The sequence below is a fragment of the Pseudorhodoplanes sinuspersici genome, from assembly GCF_002119765.1.
Lineage (GTDB): Bacteria > Pseudomonadota > Alphaproteobacteria > Rhizobiales > Xanthobacteraceae > Pseudorhodoplanes > Pseudorhodoplanes sinuspersici.
The window spans coordinates 780,906-802,497 of record NZ_CP021112.1 but is presented as its reverse complement, the minus strand read 5'-3'; the positions used below and the strand labels follow the sequence as shown (position 1 = coordinate 802,497).

Sequence of the window (21,592 nt, the reverse complement as noted above, 5' to 3'; positions counted from 1 at the left end):
TTTTGGCGACCGAGCGCAGCCTTGTTTCACCCGAAAAGCGCGAAGACGATGACACCGACACATCGCTGCGGCCGCTGAAGCTTGGCGATTTCATCGGCCAGGAAAAGGCGCGCGCCAATCTCGATATCTTCATCAGCGCCGCGAAAGCGCGGAAAGAAGCGCTCGATCATGTGCTGTTCGTCGGCCCGCCCGGTCTCGGCAAGACCACGCTGGCGCAGATCGTCGCGCGTGAACTCGGCGTGAATTTCCGCGCGACCTCCGGTCCGGTGATTTCCAAGGCCGGTGACCTCGCCGCTTTGCTCACCAATCTCGAAGAGCGCGATGTCCTGTTCATCGACGAGATCCATCGTCTCAATCCGCAGGTGGAAGAAGTGCTCTATCCGGCGATGGAGGATTTCCAGCTCGATCTCATCATCGGCGAAGGTCCGGCGGCGCGTTCGGTGAAGATCGAATTGTCGAAATTCACGCTCGTCGGCGCGACCACGCGCGCAGGCCTCCTTACCAATCCGCTGCGCGATCGTTTCGGCATTCCGGTGCGGCTGAATTTCTACACCGAAGCCGAACTGGAACTGATCGTCACGCGCGGTGCGCGCGTGCTCGGCGTCGGCATCACCAAGGACGGCGCCAACGAGATCGCGCGCCGCTCGCGCGGCACCCCGCGCATTGCCGGACGTCTGCTGCGGCGGCTGCGTGACTTCGCCCATGTCGACGGCAACAAGGCGATCGACCGCGTGGTCGCTGACAAGGCGCTGAGCGCGCTGGAGGTCGACAATGCCGGGCTCGATGCGATGGACCGGCGTTATCTGACGATGATTGCGCGCAATTACGGCGGCGGGCCGGTCGGCGTCGAGACCATCGCCGCGGCGTTGTCGGAACCGCGCGACGCCATCGAGGACATCATCGAGCCGTTCCTGATCCAGAAGGGTTTCGTGCAGCGCACGCCGCGCGGGCGTCTGCTCACCGGGCACGCATTCAAACATCTCGGGCTTGCCGAGCCGCCACGCGATCCGGCGCAATTCGGTCTGTTCGGGCAGGAGGGCGAGAGTGAGTGAGAAGGTCATCAGTATCGTCGCTGCGCTTATTCGCGACGAAGCGGGGCGGCTGCTGCTGGTGCGAAAGCGCGGTACGGCGGCCTTCATGCAGCCGGGCGGCAAGCGCGATGCCGGCGAGAACGATGTTGCGGCGCTGATGCGTGAGATCGATGAAGAGCTGGGTTGTCAGGTTGTCGCCGAGAGCGTGCGGCCGCTCGGCCTGTTCGACGCACCGGCGGCGAACGAGCCCGGCTTTCGCGTGCGGGCCGCGGTCTATGCGCTCGATGTTGCCGGTCCCGTCATGCCGCAGGCCGAGATCGAAGAGGCGGTTTGGGCCGATGCCGCCATGCTGTCGCAACTGCATCTCGCGCCGCTGACGCGTGATCATGTGCTGCCGCTGGCGCGACTGCCGTAAGCTGACGTATGCCTTTATCGTCCGGCTTTTTTTGTTCCGTATGGTGCGCTGACGATCGTTCATCGGATCTGACCGCGACCGTATGAGTGTTCCAAGATGAATTGCGAAGAATAAACGAGCGGGCCGAAGAATAAGCGGGTGGGCCAATGTGGCGTTACTCAGGAAACTCGCTGAGAAGCAGCTTCAAAGCTTTTTGTCCGGCCTGTTTGGCTTCACTCGCGGTTTCAAAATAAACGTCGGAATGTCCAATCGGAGTACGGCGTCCGGCTCGATAGATTTCCCATCGCCAGGGCCTCGGCAGCCGAGCCTTATTCTTCACGACGACGGAAAAGTCGGTGTGCTGAAGCATCTGCATTCCTAGCCGGAGAAGAACTTCAAGAACAGCAATTCTGAAATAAAGCTTCGATTGCTACTTGTGGATTATTTTTTGATGGCCATCTCTCAAAAGTAGAAAGACTTACCAAAACTTACTGAAGCGATTTTCTCGAAAGGAAATACTATGTCCAATCAACAGCAGGGTGGTTCGAATGAAGCCCCCAAGACCGCCACTCCGAATGAAGCCAAGCCTGCCCCTCAGCAAAACCAAGGCGATGGCAAGCCTGACACCGCGAAGCCGCAGCAGAAATAACGCGCCCGTCTGGGTACGCGACAGGGAGGCCGGCTTTGCCGGCCTTTTTCGTAACGGAGGAAAGACATGAATGAACGGGAAAATGCCAACTTCAGTTGGCATGCTGAAGTGGGCGATAGAGAAATGCGTGGGATGGCCGCAAATGCAGTTGAGCGCGATTCAAGACAACAGAGCGCCGTCTATCTCATGAAGCGCGATCCGCAAGCGGGAACGCTGAAGAAAAAATAGGGATACGAAGCCCCCATCGATCACGCTGAGACGATCGCACAGCGTTCGAGCCGCCCGGCCGCAGCAACGCGTGCCGGGCTTTTTTCAATTCATTCCGTTGATGGTTTGCTGTTCGCCATGCCGGCCCGGCCTGCCCCTTCTTTCAGGTCCTCCAGAGCGATTTTCCGTCCAACTGCACGGCCATTCGCTGAATGTTGTCATCTGCCGGCGCTATCGTGACGACGCGATAGAAGCGATGATGACAGGTAGCGCATTCGAATGCTCGATGCTCCCATCCCTTCCCGCCGGGCTGGCACTGAATGACATGAGCGCTATTATTGCATTTTAGGCAGACGATCGGAGCGATAACGGCAGGTTTGATGGTCTTGGGAGGGGTGTTAGAGATCATGTGTCTTCCGCTATGGCCCAGGCGGGAGCGCTAGTCTCTCAGTCATCGGCGCCCAAAAATCTCTGCCGATGATGCAGCATCCTTGCCCGTTCGTGAATAAGGAGTCCACTTTGCCAAGCAATCAGCTCGACACTTAATCGTGACGTTGCGTTGCCGTTCTGTGCTTTAGGGCTGCGATTAGCCGATTTGGCACATAATCCCGCTATACAACGGTGCTTGAACCGATTCCGTTTTCCGGACGACCAATGGCTCCAACCAGGAGCGGCCTTGGCCGAATTCAGACATGTCTTTCATCAACGAGGCGATGGCGGCAGCAACCATGAGCATTCCGGCAGCAGATACGCCTGACGAGCAGCAGAAAGTCTTCGACGCCATGCCGATGGCCGAACTCGCCGATGTGTGGCGGGCGCTGCAAGGGTGCGGCTACCGCGACAGGACCGAGGGAATGTGGGCGGCGTTCTATTATTTCGACTCGCTCCCGCATCAGAACCCTGAGCGTGCGCTCGATCTCATCCTCGAAGTGTTGCGGCGTGAGACCGATATTTCCGTGCTGCTGCAGCTTGGCGACAAGTTCACGCTGGCGCTGATGAATACTCATGGCGAAAAGCTGATCGGCCGGCTGGAGCGCGAAGCGAAAAACAACGCGCGCCTGCGCTGGCTGCTCGGAAGCGTGATCTATTGGACCGACGATGAGGCTCAGCAGGCGCGTTTGGAGGCTATCGCCGATCAGCAAGGCTGGCGCGACGCTGCGGATGCGCATGACGAGCGCAATCCGTTGATCGATTTCGACAGCCTTTCGTCGGAGGAGATCGCGCAAATCTGGATTAGCCAGAATGGCTGCCCGGTGAAGGACCGCGACCGGAACTGGTCGGCCTTGCGCGATTACGAACGCGATCTGCGCGAACAGGACCCCGCGCGTGCGCTTGCGATCATCCTTGCCGTGCTCGAGCGCGAAACCAATACGCAGATGCTGTCCTATCTGGCGGCCGGTCCGCTGGAAGACCTGATCACGATGGACACGATCGACATGATCGAGGCCGAGGCGAAGCGCAACGACCGGTTCAAGATGTTGCTCGGCGGGGTGTGGTACAGTTCGGCGCCCGACGAACTCAAAGCCCGTCTGGATGCGATCATCCAGGGCGCGCATTGGTAGGTCTGACTGCTTGCGAAGGGGCCGTTTTCGCGTTTAGACAACAGTCTCTCTCCGCTCGTCCCCGCGAACGCGGGGACCCAGTATTTTTGGTCCTGCTGGATTCCCGCCTTCGAGGGAATGAGCGGATAACGGAAACAGGCTTGGTAGTGACCTCAATCCCTCTCGACGGCGAATTGCGTGACGGGCGTCACACCTTCATCGTGCGCGTCTATTACGAAGACACCGATTTCACCGGCATCGTCTATCACGCCAATTACCTGCGCTACATGGAGCGCGGGCGGACGAACTATCTGCGGCTGATCGGCGCCGATCACCGGGCGTTGTTCGAGCAGACGGAACAGGAAGCGCCGGGCTTCGCCTTCGTCGTGCGCTCGATGACGCTCGATTTCCTCAAGCCGGCGCGGATGGATGATCTCCTCACCATCGTCAGCGAGCCGAACGAGGTGAAGGGCGCCTCCGTCACCATTCGGCAAAAGGTCATGCGCGGCGACGAATTGCTGGTGCAGGCCGACGTGCGGGTGGCCTTCATTTCCGAAGGACGGGCCAGGCCGATCCCCAAACCCCTGCGCATCGCCATGAAGGCGGATCAGGACGCCGCGGCGGGTTGACATTTGTTTGTACCGATCGGTACAAATTTCGGGTGCCGCAATTCAGGAGCATCTGCAATGTCCCGCCCGCCGTTCCCGCCATTCACCGAAGAGACCGCGCGCCAGAAAGTCCGCATGGCGGAAGATGCGTGGAATTCGCGCGATCCGGTGCGCGTCTCGCAGGCCTACACGACGGACTCGACCTGGCGCAATCGCTCCGAATTCTTTGTCGGGCGCGAGGCGATCGTGGAATTCCTCACCCGCAAATGGGGAAAGGAGCACGACTACCGGCTGATCAAGGATCTGTGGGCTTTCAGTGGCAACCGCATTGCCGTGCGCTTTCAATATGAATGGCACGACGACAGCGGCGCGTGGTTTCGCTCCTATGGCAACGAGCAATGGGAATTCGACGAACTCGGGCTGATGCGCCGGCGCGAAGCCAGCATCAACGATCTGCCGATCAAGTCCGACGATCGTCGTTTCTTCTGGGATGCGCCCGGCCCGCGTCCTGACAATGTGCCGGGCCTTGCGGGCGAGCCGTTTTGAAAGCCGTCAAGCGCGCGAACACAAAGCAGGGTGATACGCGCAAGATCGTCATCGCGCAGCTTGCCGAAGTGTTTCGCGCGCATGGCTATGAAGGCACATCGCTCTCGCTGATCACCCAGGCGACCGGGCTCGGCAAGGGCAGCCTCTACAATCTGTTTCCGCGCGGCAAGGAGCAGATGGCGGAGGAGGTGCTCGCGCATATCGACGATTGGTTCGAGCGCAATGTGTTCGCGCCCTTGCGTGACGACAAAAGCGGCGAAGGCCTGGCGCATATGTTCGAGGCCACCGACCGCTATTTCGAGTCAGGCGGCCGCGTGTGCCTTGTCGGTGTGTTCGCGCTCGGCGGCGCGCGCGACCTCTTCGGCCAAAAGCTGCGCGGCTATTTCAAGTCCTGGGAGGCGGCGCTGGCGGCGGCTTTGCGGCGGCAGGGCATGGCACCGTCGCGCGCGAAAGACCGCGCGGAAGAAATCGTGCTGGGAATCCAGGGAGCACTTGTTCTGGCGAGGGCTCAGGCCAGTACAAGTGTGTTTTCACGAGCATTAAAACGGCTGCGCGCCGGTTTGGATTGATCGCCATCGACGCGGCATGGCGACGCATGTTAATGCCATTCACATGAGATGGTCGAAAGGCGGCAGCGAAGGCGAGCGGGGCTATCACCATGGCAACCTGAAGGAAGCTTTGGTGCGCGCGGCGCTCGCGCTGATCGCTGAGAAAGGCCCGGCCGGCTTTACGTTTGCCGATGCCGCGCGCTGGGCCGGCGTCAGCCCGGCCGCGCCGTACCGGCACTATCGCGATCGCGAGGAATTGCTGGCCGATGTCGCACGCCGCGGCTTCGAGCAATTCGAGCAGCGCCTGGTGCAGGCCTGGAACGACGGCAAACCCGACCCCAGAACCGCCTTCGAGCGGCTCGGAAAAGCCTATCTCGCTTTCGCCCGCGCCGAGCCGGCCTTCTATTCGGCGATGTTTGAAGCTGGCATTCCCAGCAATGCCACTCCGGAATTGCGGGCGGCCGGTGACCGCGCTTTCGCCGTCGTGCGCAATGCCTGCGAAGCGCTCGCGGCATTGTTACCGCAGGGGAAACGACCGCCGGCCTTGATGATGGCCCTGCATATCTGGGCGCTTTCGCACGGTATCGCCTCGCTGTTTGCCCGCGGCGACGGCGCACAAAGATCGCTGCCGATGTCGCCCGAGGATCTGTTGGAAGCCGGGGTGCTTGTCTATCTGTCAGGTCTCGGCCTGCACGGAAGTTAGGGTTCCGTCTGGCCGCGTCTTGACACCCAACGGGGCCGAAGCTATGTGAATGTTATTAACATTCACATCTAGGCCATGAGGATGCGATGACTCTCACGGACAAGATCGACGAATACGGCCGGCCGGCTTGGATCGCAGCAACGGTTCTCGGCTTCATTGTTTGGTGGCCGATCGGTCTCAGCCTTCTGGCCTTCACAATATGGAGCGGACGGATGGGATGTGGTCGCTACGGCATGGAACGCTGGCAATCCAAAATGAATCGCATGCAGGAGAAGATGGACCGCATGCGTGAGCGCGGACAAAATTTCGGCTCTGGTTTTGGTGGCGGGCTCTGGTCGCCTCCGTCGTCGGGCAACAAGGCGTTCGATGAATATCGCGCCGAAACGCTGCGCCGGCTCGAGGAGGAGCAGCGCGAATTCCAGGACTTCCTGGCACGTCTGCGCGAAGCCAAGGATAAGGCCGAGTTCGACCAGTTCATGGCCGATCGCCGCAGCCGCGGCAACACACCGCCGCCCGCGCCACAGGGCCAGTAACGCGCCCTCTCGAAATATCCGTTGTGTGCGTACCGCCCGTCGCTTCATTGCGGCGGGCGGATTTTTATGGGGGCAATTAAAAACCGGCGGTTTTTGCCCCCTCTCGCGCGGCCCCCGCGTTCACAAAAAACCGTCGCATCGCCGTAACCCTTTCTTAACCACAATGGGCGCTGGTTAGCCCGGTGACGGCTCAGCTTGCGCCCTAGTTTGGCCAAGTTTCACGGGGATTTCGTCGGTATGCCGGTGGTGGTGGACGGCTTTGTCTTCGTGACAATCGGGAATGCGCGTCGCGCCTCGTTCGGGCGTCCGCTCTCCCCTCATGGTCCGGCGAGGTGCACCGCCAAAGTCGAGCCGACGCGAGGCTAGTCGATAGAGAGCTTGCGGAACGCAATTCCGAAGAGGACAGATCCATGAATCCAGCCGACGTGGCGCAGTCGGCCCTGCCGGTCACCGCCGATCTTTCGATCTTCAGCCTGTTCTTGCAGGCGCATTGGGTCGTGAAACTGGTGATGATCGGCCTGCTCGCCTGCTCGATCTGGGTATGGGCGATCGCCATCGACAAATTGCTGCTGTTCGCCCGTACCAAGCGGGCGATGGATCGTTTCGAGCAGGCGTTCTGGTCCGGCCAGTCGCTGGAGGAGCTTTATCGCGCGCTGTCGGCCCGTCCGACCCATTCGATGGCGGCACTTTTTGTCGCGGCCATGCGGGAATGGAAGCGCAGCTTCGAAGGCCAATCCCGGTCCTTCGCCGGCCTGCAGACCCGAATCGACAAGGTGATGGACGTCACCATCACCCGTGAGATCGACCGGCTGGAGCGCCGGCTGCTGGTGCTGGCGACCGTCGGTTCCGCTGGCCCCTTCGTCGGGCTGTTTGGCACCGTCTGGGGCATCATGAACAGCTTCCAGTCGATCGCCGCGTCCAAGAACACCTCGCTCGCGGTCGTCGCGCCCGGCATCGCCGAGGCGCTGTTCGCAACAGCAATTGGCCTCGTTGCCGCCATTCCGGCGACGATTTTCTATAACAAGTTCGTCGCCGAGGTGAACAAGCAGGCGCATCGCCTGGAAGGGTTCGCCGACGAGTTTTCCGCAATCCTGTCGCGTCAGATCGACGAACGTGGGACCTGACGGGGGATAGCGCACGATGGGAATGGGTGGAGGCGGTAGCGCGGGAGTCGGGGGACGGCGGCGGCATCACCGCAAGCCGGTTATGTCCGAAATCAACGTCACCCCGATGGTCGACGTCATGCTGGTGCTGCTGATCATCTTCATGGTGTCGGCGCCGCTGTTGACGGTGGGCGTGCAGATCGACCTGCCGCAGACGCAGGCCAAGAGCCTCGATCAGGATCGCGAGCCGCTGACGGTTTCGGTGAACACCAAGGGCGAAGTCTATTTGATGAATTCTGAGATCAACATCGAGGAACTGGTGGCCAAGCTGAAGGCCATCACCGACACGCGCGGCGGCACCGACGAACGGATCTTTGTGCGTGGCGACAAGGGTGTGAATTACGGTACGGTGATGCGGGTGATGGGACGGCTCTCGGCGGCAGGGTTCCGCCGGGTGGCGCTCGTGACCGAGGTCGAGCAGGGGACTTAATCATCAGGGGATGAGGACGGGTCTCACCATATCGAGCGTGGCGCACGCATCCGCGTTGCTGTGGGCGGTGCTGACTTTCAGCGCCAATCCGCTGCAATCGGCGCAGTCTGATTCGGTGCCGGTCGATATCATCTCGACGACCGAATTCACGCAGATGACGCAAGGCTCCAAGACCGCCAAGAAGCAGGACACGCCGAAGCCGCTGGTCGACAAGCAGGGCGAGAAAAAACCGGCGCCCGATCCGGTTCAGAAGGTCACCGAGAAAAAGGAAATCGAGGCGACCAAGAGCGAGCCGACGCCGCCGACCGAACAGCCTGAGAACAAGCCAGAGCCGAAGCCGGAACCGCCCAAGCCGCAGCCCAAGGCGGAAGCCAAGCCCGAGCCGAAAAAGCCGGAGCCGAAAACCGATCCGATTGCCGAAGCCCTGAAGAAGGACGACAGCAAGAAAAAGGACGAGCAGAAACAGGCCGAAGCCAAGCCCGTGCCGATTCCGCAGAAAAAGCCGGAGCCGCCGAAGCCACAGCCGAAATTCGACCCATCGAAGATTTCCGCGCTGCTCGACAAGCGCGATCCGCAACGTCATGCTGCGACCGGCGAGACCATCAACCGTACCGCTTCGCTTGGCGTGCCGACCGGCAGCGCCGCGACGTTGTCGCAGAGCGATATCGATGCCTTGCGCGCGCAGATCCAGGCGTGCTGGAATCCGCCACCCGGTGCGCTGGAAGCGCGTGAACTCATCGTCGATGTGCGGTTGCAACTCAATCGTGATGGCAGTGTTTCATCCGAGCCGCAGGTCATGAATCGCGGCAATCACCCGCAATTCCAGGTGGCGGCTGAAGCAGCGCGACGCGCCATCAGGCGTTGTGCGCCATACAAGATGCCGATTGCGAAATACGACCTCTGGTCGGACGTTGAAGTGCGCTTCGATCCGCGCGAGATGTATCGAGGCTGACCCGTTTCACAATTCACCAGTGAATATTCATCAATGCTGAAAACACCGCTTCACCTTCCTTATCCGACGCTGACGCGTCGTCGTTTGCTGACGATCGGCGCGGGTTCAGCGCTGGTCGCCGTGACAGGTCTTCGCCCTGCGGAAGCCGTGCTGAAGCTCGATGTTACGCAGGGCAATGTCCAGCCGATGCCGATCGCGCTGCCGGATTTTGCCGGCGGTACGGGCCCGGATTCGGACGTGGCGCGCAACGTCACCGGCATCATCACCAACAATCTGCGCCGCTCCGGCCTGTTCGCGCCGATCGATCCGGCCGCCTACATCGAGAGGATCTCCAATCCCGATGTCGCGCCGAAATTCCCGGATTGGCGCGCGATCAACGCGCAGGCACTGGTCACCGGCCGCGTCACGCGACAGGGTGACGGCCGTCTGCGGGCCGAATTCCGCCTCTGGGACGTGTTCGCGGGCCAGCAGCAGGCGGGTCAGCAATATTTCACGACGCCGGACAATTGGAGGCGCATCGGCCACATCATCTCCGACGCCATCTACGAACGTCTCACCGGCGAGAAGGGCTATTTCGATTCCCGCATCGTGTTTGTCGACGAGAGCGGGCCGAAGGATCGTCGCGTGAAGCGGCTCGCGATCATGGATCAGGACGGCGCCAATGTGCGCTATCTGACCCGCGGCGAAGATCTCGTGCTGACGCCGCGCTTCTCGCCGTCGACGCAGGAAATCACCTACATGTCGTTCGGGCAGGGCGATCCGCGCGTTTATCTGCTCAACATCGAAACCAACCAGCGTGAAATCGTCGGCAACTTCCCAGGCATGACATTCTCGCCGCGCTTTTCGCCCGATGGGCAGCGCGTGATCATGAGCCTGCAGCAAGGCTCGAATTCCAATCTCTTCACGATGGACCTGCGCTCGCGCAACACGACCCGGCTGACGCAATCCCCGGCCATCGACACCGCGCCATCCTATTCGCCGGACGGCACACGGATCTGTTTCGAATCCGATCGCGGCGGCTCGCAGCAGATCTATGTCATGCCATCGACCGGCGGCAACGCACAGCGCATCAGCTTCGGTGAAGGCTCCTATTCGACGCCGGTTTGGTCGCCGCGCGGTGACGCCATTGCCTTCACCAAACAGGGCGGCGGGAAGTTCGCGATCGGCATCATGCGGACCGACGGTTCGGGGGAGCGAATTCTGACCGAGGGCTTCCACAATGAGGGCCCGACCTTCGCGCCGAATGGACGGGTGATCATGTTCTTCCGCGACGGCGGCGGCGGTCCGTCGCTGTTTTCTGTCGATATCACCGGCCGCAACGAGCAGCGCATTCCGACGCCCAGTTTCGCATCAGACCCGGCCTGGTCCCCGCTTCTGTCCTGATCCTCCGGTGTGGCCTGCTGGCCTCACCCTTGCGCCGCAAGCGTAAAATAGCTGTCCCTGCCGTATTTTCGGCATTAACCGTCTGCTAACCATTAACGATGGTTTGCGACAATCGGTCGCCTTCGGGGGGACTTCGCAAGGTCTGATCAAGGTTGATGGAACGTTCGTTTAACCAACGCGGGTTAGACCTTTCGAAAGTGTCCGGTAAAGTAAATGGAGTCACCGGGATGATTTCTGTCAGACGGTCCCTGCGCCTGTTGAGCGTGATTGGCGTCCTCGCCGCGTCTCTCGCGGTGTCTGCTTGCGCGAACAAGCCAGGCGATCAGGTTGGTGCGGCCGGCGGTGCCGGTGTCCCAGGCAGCCAGCAGGATTTTGTGGTCAATGTTGGCGATCGCGTCTTCTTCGAGTCGGATCAGACCACTCTGACGCCCCAGGGTCGGGCGACACTCGACAATCAGGCGCAATGGCTGAACCGCTATTCGCAATACACCTTCACCATCGAAGGTCACGCCGATGAACGCGGCACACGCGAATACAATATCGCGCTCGGCGCCCGTCGCGCTCAGACGGTCCGCGAATATCTTTCGTCGCGCGGTGTGAACCCACAGCGCATGCGCACGATTTCTTACGGCAAGGAACGGCCGGTCGCGGTGTGTAACGACATCTCCTGCTGGTCGCAAAACCGCCGTGCTGTGACGGTGCTGAACGCAAGCTCGTAAGGCAAAAATGAATTTGGATTGAACCGGCGCCCGCGGCAAAAGTGGGGCCGGTTTTGTTTTGGTGCTTGCCAAAGTTGCAATGGCGCAGGATTGTTTCCTCTATGCACCGGGTCAGAAGTCAGCTTTGGCTTGCCGTTGCCGGTCTCGTCGTGCTGACGGGATGCGAAGAGCCCAATCGCTATGTGCCGCCGCCGCCACCGCAGGTGATCGTTGCCAATCCGGTGAAGCAAAATGTGGTCGGTTATCTGGAAGAGACCGGTACGCTTGCCGCTGTGAATACCGTCGATCTCGTCGCGCGCATTCCGGGCTTCGTTCAGGCGATTCAATATCGGGACGGCGCGTTGGTGAAGAAGGGCGCGCCGCTGTTTCTGATCGAGCCTGAGCCCTACAAGGTCAAAGTCGATCAGGCCAAGGCCGCAGAAGATGCCGCCAAGGCGGCGTTAGTCCAATCCGAAGCCGAGTTCGCGCGGCAAGCCGATCTGCAAAAGCGCGGCGTGTCGGCCCAGGTCAATTACGACAAGGCGCTGGCGCAGCGTGACACTGACAGGGCCAATGTTGAACAGGCAGAGGCCAATACCGAGCTTGCCGTGATCAACTATGGCTATACGCAAGTTGCGGCGCCGTTTGATGGGGTGGTGACCGCACGGGAGGTCTCGGTCGGCGAATATGTCGGCGCCAACAACACGCCGACCAAGCTTGCGACCATCGTGCAACTCGATCCGATCTATGTAAATTTCAATGTCAGCGAGCAGGATGTGCTGCGCATCCGCGCCGAGCGCGCAAAGCGCGGCGAAAGCAGCAGCGACATCCTGAATTACCCGGTGCAGATCGGGCTGCAGACCGAGAACGGCTTCCCTCATGATGGCAAACTCGACTATGCCGCTCCGAGCGTGAGCGCCGGCACTGGCACGTTGGCCGTGCGCGGCGTGCTGGCCAATCCGAAAGGCGTGTTGTTGCCCGGCTATTTCGTGCGCGTGCGTGTGCCCGGACCCGCACGTGAATCGTTGTTGGTGCCCGATGCGGCGCTCGGCAGCGACCAGGGGGGTCGTTATGTGCTGGTGGTCAATGCCGACAATGTGGTCGAACAGCGCAAGGTCGAGCTGGGCCAGCATTCGGGGGCGATGCGGGTGATCCTGAGCGGGCTCAACCCGGACGATCGCGTCGTCGTCGATGGCTTGATGCGCGCGATTCCCGGCCAGAAAGTTGATCCAAAGCTTCAGGTGGCAGCAGCAGCGCCGTCGAAATAGGAGCGCGCGCGTCGATGATTTCCAAATTTTTCATCGAGCGTCCGGTTCTGGCGAATGTTCTTGCGATCCTGATGGTCGTGATCGGCCTGGTCGCGCTGATCAACCTGCCGGTCTCGCAATATCCCGATGTGACGCCGCCGACCGTGCAGGTGCAGACACGTTATCCAGGCGCCAGCGCTCGCGTCGTTGTCGATACCGTTGCGTTGCCGATCGAGCAGCAGGTCAACGGCGTCGAGGACATGATCTACATGCAGTCCACCAGCGCCGCCGACGGCACCTATACGCTGACGGTGACGTTCAGGATCGGCACCGATCTGAACTTCGCGCAGGTGCTGGTGCAGAACCGCGTATCGAGCGCCTTGTCGTCGCTGCCGCAGGCGGTGCAGGCGCAAGGTGTAACGGTGCAGAAGAAGTCCACCGCGATCCTGATGTTCGTCACGCTGACGTCCCCGGACAAGAGCCGTGACAGCCTCTATCTCGCCAATTACGGCACTATCAGCCTGCGCGATGAATTGTCCCGCGTGCCGGGTGTCGGCAACGTCACGGTGTTCGGCGCCGGACAATATTCGATGCGCGTGTGGCTCGATCCGGAAAAGCTGAAGGCGCGCTCGCTGACGCCGCAAGACGTGATCTCCGCCTTGCAGGCGCAAAGCCAGCAGGTGACTGCGGGGCAGATCGGCGCGCCGCCGGCGCCTTCGGGGCAGGACTTCCAGTACACCATCGACATCTCCGGCCGTCTCAGTGAAGTGAGCGAATACGAGAATGTGGTGGTGAAAACCGGAGGCGGCGCCGGCGGTGAGCTCACCCGCATACGCGATATCGGCCGCGTCGAACTCGGTGCCCAGACCTACAGCCAGATTTTCACGCAGGATGGTCAGCCGGCCGCTGCGCTCGGCATTTTCCAGTCGCCCGGTGCGAACGCGTTGCAAGTGAAGCAGGCGGTCGACAAGAAGATGGCGGAACTGGCCAAGGCGTTCCCGCCCGGCGTTGCCAGCAGCATCCCGTTCGACACCACGAAATTCGTCAATGCGTCGATCAACGAAGTTTACAAGACGTTGATCGAGGCGGCGATCCTCGTGCTGATCGTCATCGTGCTGTTCCTGCAGGACTGGCGGGCAATGCTGGTGCCGGCGACGACCGTGCCGGTGACGATCATCGGCGCCTTCGCGGCGATGGCCGCGCTCGGCTTCACCGTCAATCTCTCGACCTTGTTCGCGCTGGTGCTGGCGATCGGTATCGTCGTCGACGACGCCATCGTCGTCGTGGAAGGCGCGGCGCATAACATCGAGCGTGGCATGAACGGCCATGATGCGGCGATCAAGGCGATGGACCAATTATTCGCACCGATCGTCGGCATCACGCTGGTGCTGATGGCGGTGTTCATCCCGGCCGCTTTTCTGCCCGGACTGACCGGCAGGATGTATGCGCAATTCGCGCTGGTGATCGCCGCGACGGCCTTGCTCAGTGCCATCAACGCGGCGACGTTGAAGCCGACGCAATGTGCCCTGTGGCTGCGGCCTTCGGTGCCGCCGGAGCATCGTAATTTCGTTTTCCGCGGCTTCAATTGGATCTATGGGGCCTGCGAACGCGGTTATTTGCGGCTGATCGGCGGTATGGTGCGGCATGCCGGCATCGCGTCGGTGGTTGCATTGCTGATCATCGCCGCGGCCGGCTACGGCCTCTCGCGCATTCCGACCGGCTTCCTGCCGATTGAGGATCAGGGCTATCTCCTGGCCACCGTGCAATTGCCGGACGGCGCTTCGCTTGAGCGCACCAATGAGGTGCTCAATCAGGTCGCCGATATCGCGCGCAAGACGCCGGGCGTGGACAGCGCATTGTCGATCGCCGGCGTGTCCGCGCTCGACAACAACGCGACATTATCGAACGCAGGCGTCGTCTATATCGTGCTGAAGGACTGGGACGAGCGCGGCAAGGACGAGCAATTGCTGCCGCTATTCACCAGGCTCACGCGCGAATTCGATCAGATCATGAATGCGAAGGTGAACGTGCTGCCGCCGCCGCCGATCCAGGGCATCGGCAATGCCGGCGGCTTCACGATGCAGATCCAGATGCGCGACGGCTCGTTCGATTTTACCAAGCTACAGGCGATCACCAATGCGGTGGTCAGCAACGCGCAAAGCCAGAGCGGCCTGCAGCGCGTGCAGACCTCGTTTCGCGCCGACGTACCGCAGCTTGCGGTCGAGGTCGACCGGGTGAAGGCGCAGACCCTCGGCGTGTCGGTGGATGCTGTTTTCCAGACCATCGCGAGCTACCTCGGCTCGAGCTATGTCGCGCAGTTCAACAAATTCGGGCGCACCTTCCAGGTCTATGTGCAGGCGGATTCGAATTTCCGTCTGCGGCCAAGCGACGTCGATCAATTGTCCGTTCGCAACGACAAGGGCGACATGGTGCCGATTGGCACATTGGTGAGGATCGAACCGACGGTCGGCCCGTCGCTGATCAGTCTCTATAACCTGTATCCATCATCATCAGTGATCGGCCTGCCGGCGGCCGGTTTCTCGTCCGGCGAGGCAATCGCATTGATGGAGCAGATCGCCCAGCGCACGCTGCCGCCCGGCACCGGCTTCGAATGGACGGCGATGTCGTATCAGGAAAAAGCGGTCGGCAATCAGCTCTATATCGTGCTCGGTCTCGCCATGCTGCTGGTCTATCTTGTGCTCGCTGGCCAGTACGAAAGCTGGTACGCGCCGCTCGCCATCATTCTATCGGTGCCGTTGGCGCTGGTCGGTCCCGTGCTGGCGTTGAAGGGCATCGGCGTCGACAACAATCTCTACACCCAGATCGGTCTCGTGCTGCTGATCGCGCTGGCGGCGAAGAATGCGATTCTGATCGTCGAAGTCGCGCGGGAATGGCGTGTACGCGACGGCAGGCCGATCATCGAGTCGGCGATCGGCGCCGCGCAGGCCCGGTTCCGCGCGATCCTGATGACGTCCTTCGCCTTCATTATCAGTATGGTTCCGCTGGTGCTGGCGACCGGCGCCGGGGCCAGCGCCCGCAAATCGATCGGCATCACCGTGTTCAGCGGCATGCTGGCATCGACCTTCCTTGCCGTGCTGTTCGTGCCGTCGCTGTTCGTGGTGATTCAGCGTTTCGAGGAGTGGAGGAAATCGCGTAAAACGCAGGCGGGTCCGGCCAAGGCGGCCGGTTAACCGGGCATTTGGGTTAATGCCTGGTCAATTGCTTCAGTCATAATTTCGACGTTACCGCGTCTATGCTAAGATGGCTTCCTTCCTCGTATCCTTTGAGTTTGTCTCCATGCGCCTGAAGCCGCATTTCTTTGTAATGGGTCTATCGTTCCTGCTCGTGGGGGCCGTGCCGGCCACGGCGCAAATGTCCGCGTCCGATGTTGTCATGCGGCTCGATGCCCTGGAAAACCAGATCCGCCAGCTCACCGGCCAGGTCGAGCAACTGCAATACCGCAACCAGCAGCTCGAGCAGCAATTGCGCCGCACGACCGAGGACAACGAGTATCGCTTCCAGGAATTGGGCGGGAAAGGTGGCTCGCGGGCGCCTCAGCGTCAGCAGGCCCAACCGCCGACGCCGCAAGGTGCGCCGCAGACCATTCCCGGTCGCCGCTCGGATATCGATCCCGGCATGGATCAGCGCAACGACCCGCGGATGAACGACCCGCGTGCGGCTGATCCACGTTTCGCGCAACGCAGTGAGCCGCGTGTGGACCAGCGCGATAATCAGAATTTCGTGCCGGCGCCGAATGTCGGCGGCCGTCGTGGCGATGCGTTCGATCCGAACGCCAATCCGACGGCACCCGGTGCGCCACGTGCGCTCGGTTCACTGCCGCCTGGCCAACCGTCGGTGCCGCCGCGTTACGAGGCTGACGATGACGACAACGACGCAGTCGGCGCGCGGGGTGGCCGCGAGCCCGGTCAGCCGCTCGACCTTTCGACCATGGCCAACAATGCGGTGAATGATCCCTCGCTCCGGCGTGGTGGCGGCGTGCCGACCCAACGCAATATGAGCGGCACGGGAGCGGTGGCCTCGGTTTCGCCGCCCGGCGATTCTCCGCGCGATCATTTCGACCTCGGCTATGGCTATGTCCAGCGGAAGGACTACGCCTCCGCCGAGCAGACCTTTCGCGATTTCCTGCAGCGCTATCCGAACGACCGCATGGCGCCAGAGGTGAATTACTGGCTCGGCGAAAGCCTGTTCCAGCGCCAGCGCTATCAGGATGCGGCGGAAGCCTATCTCGTTGTCACGACGAAATATGAAACTGCCGGTAAGGCGCCCGACGCGCTGCTGCGTCTTGGGCAATCGCTCGCGGCCATCGGCCAGAAGGAAATGGCCTGCGCGTCCTTCGCCGAAGTCGGCCGCAAATATCCGCGCTCGTCCGTCGCCGTGAAGCAGGGCGTCGAGCGGGAACAGAAGCGTGTCCGCTGCTGACGATCCGGTGCCACTGACGCTTGTCGAAGCGCGCGCGCTGTTTGCTCCTTTCGCCAAAGAAAAATCCGTCGTTGTCGCAGTATCGGGCGGGCCGGATTCGACGGCCCTGCTGTGGCTCGCGGCCCGCTGGCGTGCATCGCGCAAGACCGGGCCTTTGATTGTTGCGGTGACCATCGATCACGGCCTGCGTGCGGAATCGGCACGCGAAGCCAAAGCGGTGAAGCGCTTCGCGCATGAACTTGGCGTCATCCATCGCACGTTGCGCTGGAACGGCGCCAAGCCGAAAACCGGGCTGCAGGAGGCGGCGCGCGGCGCCCGCTATGCGCTTTTGGCGCAAGCCGCGATCAAGGCCGGCGCCCGTATTGTACTGACCGCGCATACGCTCGACGACCAGGCCGAGACGGTGCTGCTGCGGCTTTTGCGCGGCAGCGGCCTGTCCGGATTGCAGGCGATGCAGGCGATGTCGCCCTACCCGGAGCAACCGGGACTGGTGCTTGCGCGTCCTTTGCTGGCGATCCCCAAGGCGCGGCTGATCGCCACACTGGCGAAGGCAGGCATTCCGTTCGCCGACGATCCGAGCAATCGCGATCCGCGTTACACCCGCGTGCGCCTGCGGGCCCTGATGCCGGCGCTGCTGGAAGAAGGGCTGACGGCCCGGCGTATGGCCGTGCTCGCCGCCCGTTTGCAGCGGGCCGAGGCCGCCTTGCGCTCAGCCGTCGCAGAGGCGTCCGCCCGGGTGTTGCTGACGCCTAAAAACGGAATGGGGGAGGAGGGGGGCGGATTGTCTTCGATCGCGACCGGTTCCGGCGTTTGCCGGCAGAAATTGGCCTGCGGCTGCTCGGGCAGGCCATCGCAGAGGTCGGAGACGAGGGGCCGGTCGAGCTTGGCAAGCTTGAAACCCTTTTCGAGGCGCTGCGGCCGGAGGGCGAATCCCTGCGTCGGACACTGGCCGGGGCTGTGATCACCCTGAAACCGGCCGAAATTGTCGTGGAGCGGGCGCCTCCTCGGCGGCGGCCACCAGGCGGCGGTGGAAGCCAGACCTTAACCACGGGAAAAACTTAGCAGGTAGAAGGGCTTCGGACCCGCTAGAATTTGGCGCGAGGGGGTGGGTTTCTTAGCCGTTTTTCGGCGGTAATCCGTTGATAGCGTTCTCTTGGCAGGCGGTGTCGGCAGACATACATTGGCCACCACGGGGATGATACCTAGCTCCCGCGTTTTCTGACCAAGCACGCCCGCGCCGGCCACCGCGGTTCAACAAGGACAAGTGATGAACGCAAACCTCCGCAACTTCGCCCTGTGGGTGATTATCGTCCTGCTGGTGCTTGCGTTATTCACGTTGTTCCAGTCGCCGAACCAGCGACAGGCCGCGCAGGATATTTCCTTCTCGCAGCTCCTGACCGAGGTCGATCAGGGCCGCGTGCGCGAAGTGGTGATTCAGGGGCCGGAGATTCACGGCACCTTCACCGACATGAAGCCTTTCAACACTTACGCGCCGAACGATCCGACGCTGGTGCAGCGCCTCTATGGCAAGGGCGTGCAGATCACCGCACGTTCGCCGACCGAGCAGGTGCCGTGGTTCGTCTCGCTGCTGCTGTCATGGCTGCCGTTCATCGCGCTGATCGGCGTGTGGATTTTCCTGTCGCGGCAGATGCAGGGCGGCGCCGGCAAGGCGATGGGCTTTGGCAAGTCACGCGCCAAGCTTTTGACCGAAGCGCATGGCCGCGTCACGTTTGAAGATGTCGCCGGCGTCGACGAAGCCAAGCAGGACTTGCAGGAGATTGTCGAATTCCTGCGCGACCCTTCGAAATTCCAGCGGCTCGGCGGACGCATTCCGCGCGGCGTGCTTTTGGTCGGCCCTCCCGGCACCGGTAAGACGCTGATCGCGCGTGCCGTCGCCGGCGAAGCCAATGTGCCGTTCTTTACGATCTCGGGTTCTGACTTCGTCGAAATGTTCGTTGGCGTCGGCGCCTCGCGTGTGCGCGACATGTTCGAGCAGGCCAAGAAGAATGCGCCGTGCATCATCTTCATCGACGAAATCGATGCGGTCGGCCGTCATCGCGGCGCCGGTCTCGGTGGCGGCAATGACGAGCGCGAGCAGACGCTGAACCAGTTGCTGGTCGAGATGGACGGCTTCGAGGCGAACGAGGGCATCATCCTGATCGCCGCGACTAACCGTCCCGACGTTCTCGATCCCGCCTTGCTGCGTCCGGGCCGCTTCGACCGTCAGGTGATCGTGCCGAACCCGGATGTGGTCGGCCGCGAGCAGATCCTGAAAGTGCATGTCCGCAAGGTGCCGCTGGCGCCGGACGTGAACCTGAAGACCATCGCCCGCGGTACGCCCGGCTTCTCTGGCGCCGATCTGATGAACCTCGTCAACGAGGCTGCCTTAATGGCGGCGCGCCGCAACAAGCGCATGGTCACGCAGCATGAATTCGAGGACGCCAAGGACAAGGTGATGATGGGCGCCGAGCGCAAGTCGCTCGTCATGACCGAGGAAGAGAAGATGCTGACCGCCTATCATGAAGGCGGGCATGCCATCGTCGCCCTCAACGTCAAGGCGACCGACCCGGTACACAAGGCGACGATCATCCCGCGGGGCCGCGCGCTCGGCATGGTCATGCAATTGCCGGAGCGCGACAAGCTGTCGATGAGCTTCGAGCAGATGACCTCGCGGCTGGCGATCATGATGGGCGGCCGTATCGCCGAGGAGATGATCTTCGGCCATGACAAGGTGACATCCGGTGCGCAATCCGACATCGAGCAGGCCACGCGCCTCGCCCGCATGATGGTGACGCGCTGGGGCTTCTCGCCGGAGCTCGGCACCGTGGCCTATGGCGAGAACCAGGAAGAGGTGTTTCTCGGCCATTCGGTGTCGCGCCAGCAGAATATCTCCGAGACGACCGCGCAGAAGATCGACAATGAAGTGCGCCGCCTCGTGGAAGAAGGTCTTGGCGAGGCGCGCAGGATCCTGACGGAAAAGCGCGCCGAGCTGGAAATCCTCGCCAAGGGGCTGCTCGAATACGAGACGCTGTCCGGCGACGAGATCAAGGATCTTCTCGACGGCAAGCCGCCGGTGCGCGAAGGCTTCTCTGAGCCGTCGCAGCCGCGCGCCTCCGCTGTGCCGCCGGCCGGCAAGAGCCGTCCGCGTCAGGAGCCGGATGCCGGCCTGGAGCCACAGCCGCAGGCCTGAGACAGAACAAGCTCTGCATGATTCAAAACGCCCGCCGCATGGCGGGCGTTTTCTTTTGCGGGCTGATTCAGATCAAAAAAGAAGCTGTATGGCGGCGCTAGCTTTTATTTGATGAGCATTCCAGCGGCACTCGCGCGCCGTCGCAACTATGTCGGTCCCGCAATCTTCTCTTACGGGTTCCGTCCATTCTTCTTCGGTGGGGCCGTTTGGTCCGCCGTCGCGATCCTCCTTTGGATTCCGCAATATGTCGGAGCATGGCAATGGCCGTCGGCGATCGCGCCGCTCGATTGGCACATCCACGAGATGCTGTACGGTTACGTGCCGGCGATCGTGGCAGGCTTTGTGCTCACCGCGATACCCAACTGGACCGGGCGGCTGCCGGTATGCGGCGCACCGCTGGCGGGCCTCGTTTTCGTCTGGCTCGCGGGACGCATTGCCATGCTGACGACCGCGCACATCGGCCTTACGGTTGCGGCGGCCATCGACGTGGCATTTCTTGCTATTTTGTTCGCCGTGACCATGCGCGAGATCATGGCCGGAAAGAACTGGCGCAATCTTCGGGTTCTGGTCATCGTCGCGGTGCTGATTGCGGGCAATGTCGTCTTCCATATCGAGGTGATTGTCACAGGGGCAGCAGACTACGGCATCCGGCTCGGCATCGGCGCCACGATTCTGCTGATCAGTCTGATTGGCGGGCGCATCATTCCAAGCTTCACGCATAACTGGCTGGTGCGGGACAATCCGGGCCGGCTGCCCGTTCCGTTCGGGCGCTATGACATCGCGACCCTTGCGGTGTCTGCTGTTGCCTTCGCGGTGTGGATTGCAACACCTTCAGCCACGTGGACCGGCACGTTGATGATATTCACCGGGTTTTTGCACATTGTCCGCCTCGCACGCTGGGCCGGCGATCGCACGCTGGCCGATCGTCTCGTCCTTGTTCTGCATGTCGCTTACGCATTCGTCCCTGTGGGGTTCTTTCTGGTGGGGGCCGCAGCGCTGTGGCCCGATGCGGTGCTTGCAAGCGCAGGGATTCACGCCTGGACCGCCGGCGCCATCGGCCTGATGACGATGGCGGTGATGACACGCGCAAGCCTCGGTCATACCGGGCAGCCTTTGGTGGCTTCGTCTCTGACGCAGGCGATCTATATCTGCCTGTTTCTGGCTGCGGTCTTGCGGATTGCGGCTGCCTTCGGTGGCGGGCCTGCGCTCATGCATAGTTCTGCAACGGCATGGATCATGGCTTTCGGTCTATTCGCCGTGAGCCATGGACCGCTCCTGATGTTGAAAGCGCCGAACTGGACGCGGGCCTGAGCAGCGTGCGGTGCCGTG

General features: G+C 61.8%; 20 protein-coding genes and 1 pseudogene. All 21 read left to right on the top strand.

The features are described from left to right. Nucleotides 1-2: 2 nt before the first annotated feature. The 21 genes and pseudogenes from ruvB to CAK95_RS03960 all read left to right on the top strand — a co-directional run bounded on the left by ruvB (nucleotide 3) and on the right by CAK95_RS03960 (nucleotide 21,574). On the top strand, nucleotides 3-1,052 hold the full coding sequence (ruvB, locus tag CAK95_RS04055) for a Holliday junction branch migration DNA helicase RuvB (protein WP_086086773.1): 1,050 nt from the start codon (nucleotides 3-5) through the stop codon (nucleotides 1,050-1,052). After that, nucleotides 1,045-1,446, top strand: a complete 402-nt coding sequence (locus tag CAK95_RS04050) for an NUDIX hydrolase (protein WP_086086772.1) — start codon at nucleotides 1,045-1,047, stop codon at nucleotides 1,444-1,446. Before ruvB ends, CAK95_RS04050 begins: the two co-directional genes overlap by 8 nt. A gap of 499 nt (nucleotides 1,447-1,945) precedes the next feature. Further along, nucleotides 1,946-2,074 carry a hypothetical protein gene (locus tag CAK95_RS30155; RefSeq protein WP_280949846.1) on the top strand — a complete coding sequence of 43 codons (129 nt, stop codon included), beginning with the start codon at nucleotides 1,946-1,948 and terminating at the stop codon, nucleotides 2,072-2,074. Nucleotides 2,075-2,140: 66 nt separating this feature from the next. Further along, on the top strand, nucleotides 2,141-2,302 hold the full coding sequence (locus CAK95_RS29035) for a hypothetical protein (protein ID WP_157699533.1): 162 nt from the start codon (nucleotides 2,141-2,143) through the stop codon (nucleotides 2,300-2,302). Between the two features lie 671 nt (nucleotides 2,303-2,973). Next, complete coding sequence (locus CAK95_RS04040) at nucleotides 2,974-3,843, top strand: DUF6869 domain-containing protein (protein WP_086086770.1); 870 nt, start codon at nucleotides 2,974-2,976, stop codon at nucleotides 3,841-3,843. Between the two features lie 146 nt (nucleotides 3,844-3,989). Beyond that, the gene (gene ybgC, locus CAK95_RS04035; RefSeq protein WP_086086769.1) at nucleotides 3,990-4,451 is read left to right on the top strand and encodes a tol-pal system-associated acyl-CoA thioesterase; all 462 of its coding nucleotides are present in this window, start codon (nucleotides 3,990-3,992) and stop codon (nucleotides 4,449-4,451) included. A 57-nt stretch (nucleotides 4,452-4,508) separates the two neighbouring features. Continuing rightward, nucleotides 4,509-4,976, top strand: coding sequence for a nuclear transport factor 2 family protein (locus CAK95_RS04030; RefSeq protein WP_086086768.1), 468 nt, complete (start codon nucleotides 4,509-4,511; stop codon nucleotides 4,974-4,976). Further along, nucleotides 4,973-5,545: a TetR/AcrR family transcriptional regulator gene (locus CAK95_RS04025; RefSeq protein ID WP_086086767.1), complete on the top strand. Its 573-nt coding sequence runs from the start codon at nucleotides 4,973-4,975 to the stop codon at nucleotides 5,543-5,545. The genes CAK95_RS04030 and CAK95_RS04025 overlap by 4 nt, the downstream gene beginning before the upstream one ends. A gap of 43 nt (nucleotides 5,546-5,588) precedes the next feature. Then, the gene (locus tag CAK95_RS04020; protein ID WP_086086766.1) at nucleotides 5,589-6,227 is read left to right on the top strand and encodes a TetR/AcrR family transcriptional regulator; all 639 of its coding nucleotides are present in this window, start codon (nucleotides 5,589-5,591) and stop codon (nucleotides 6,225-6,227) included. 86 nt (nucleotides 6,228-6,313) lie between these two features. Further along, a complete protein-coding gene (locus CAK95_RS04015; RefSeq protein ID WP_086086765.1) occupies nucleotides 6,314-6,760 on the top strand; it encodes a DUF2852 domain-containing protein in 447 nt (148 codons plus the stop codon). A gap of 410 nt (nucleotides 6,761-7,170) precedes the next feature. Then, complete coding sequence (tolQ, locus tag CAK95_RS04010) at nucleotides 7,171-7,884, top strand: protein TolQ (protein ID WP_086086764.1); 714 nt, start codon at nucleotides 7,171-7,173, stop codon at nucleotides 7,882-7,884. Nucleotides 7,885-7,900: 16 nt separating this feature from the next. Then, complete coding sequence (tolR, locus tag CAK95_RS04005; RefSeq protein ID WP_086086763.1) at nucleotides 7,901-8,353, top strand: protein TolR; 453 nt, start codon at nucleotides 7,901-7,903, stop codon at nucleotides 8,351-8,353. 37 nt (nucleotides 8,354-8,390) lie between these two features. Next, nucleotides 8,391-9,305 (top strand): protein TolA, encoded by a 915-nt coding sequence (locus CAK95_RS30150; RefSeq protein WP_280949845.1) that lies wholly within the window; start codon nucleotides 8,391-8,393, stop codon nucleotides 9,303-9,305. A gap of 33 nt (nucleotides 9,306-9,338) precedes the next feature. After that, nucleotides 9,339-10,688 carry a Tol-Pal system beta propeller repeat protein TolB gene (gene tolB, locus CAK95_RS03995; protein ID WP_086086761.1) on the top strand — a complete coding sequence of 450 codons (1,350 nt, stop codon included), beginning with the start codon at nucleotides 9,339-9,341 and terminating at the stop codon, nucleotides 10,686-10,688. A gap of 227 nt (nucleotides 10,689-10,915) precedes the next feature. Then, entirely contained in the window at nucleotides 10,916-11,407 is a 492-nt protein-coding gene (gene pal / locus CAK95_RS03990) for a peptidoglycan-associated lipoprotein Pal (RefSeq protein WP_086086760.1), read from the top strand. 101 nt (nucleotides 11,408-11,508) lie between these two features. Beyond that, the gene (locus CAK95_RS03985; RefSeq protein ID WP_086086759.1) at nucleotides 11,509-12,654 is read left to right on the top strand and encodes an efflux RND transporter periplasmic adaptor subunit; all 1,146 of its coding nucleotides are present in this window, start codon (nucleotides 11,509-11,511) and stop codon (nucleotides 12,652-12,654) included. Between the two features lie 14 nt (nucleotides 12,655-12,668). Further along, nucleotides 12,669-15,824, top strand: a complete 3,156-nt coding sequence (locus CAK95_RS03980) for an efflux RND transporter permease subunit (RefSeq protein ID WP_086086758.1) — start codon at nucleotides 12,669-12,671, stop codon at nucleotides 15,822-15,824. A 106-nt stretch (nucleotides 15,825-15,930) separates the two neighbouring features. Further along, nucleotides 15,931-17,073 (top strand): tol-pal system protein YbgF, encoded by a 1,143-nt coding sequence (gene ybgF / locus CAK95_RS03975; RefSeq protein WP_245303618.1) that lies wholly within the window; start codon nucleotides 15,931-15,933, stop codon nucleotides 17,071-17,073. Beyond that, nucleotides 17,060-18,135 (top strand): annotated as a pseudogene (gene tilS, locus CAK95_RS03970) (tRNA lysidine(34) synthetase TilS). The gene ybgF and the pseudogene tilS overlap by 14 nt, the downstream one beginning before the upstream one ends. 205 nt (nucleotides 18,136-18,340) lie before the next feature. Continuing rightward, on the top strand, nucleotides 18,341-20,263 hold the full coding sequence (ftsH, locus tag CAK95_RS03965; RefSeq protein WP_086086757.1) for an ATP-dependent zinc metalloprotease FtsH: 1,923 nt from the start codon (nucleotides 18,341-18,343) through the stop codon (nucleotides 20,261-20,263). A gap of 111 nt (nucleotides 20,264-20,374) precedes the next feature. After that, a complete protein-coding gene (locus tag CAK95_RS03960; RefSeq protein ID WP_086086756.1) occupies nucleotides 20,375-21,574 on the top strand; it encodes an NnrS family protein in 1,200 nt (399 codons plus the stop codon). Nucleotides 21,575-21,592: the final 18 nt, after the last annotated feature.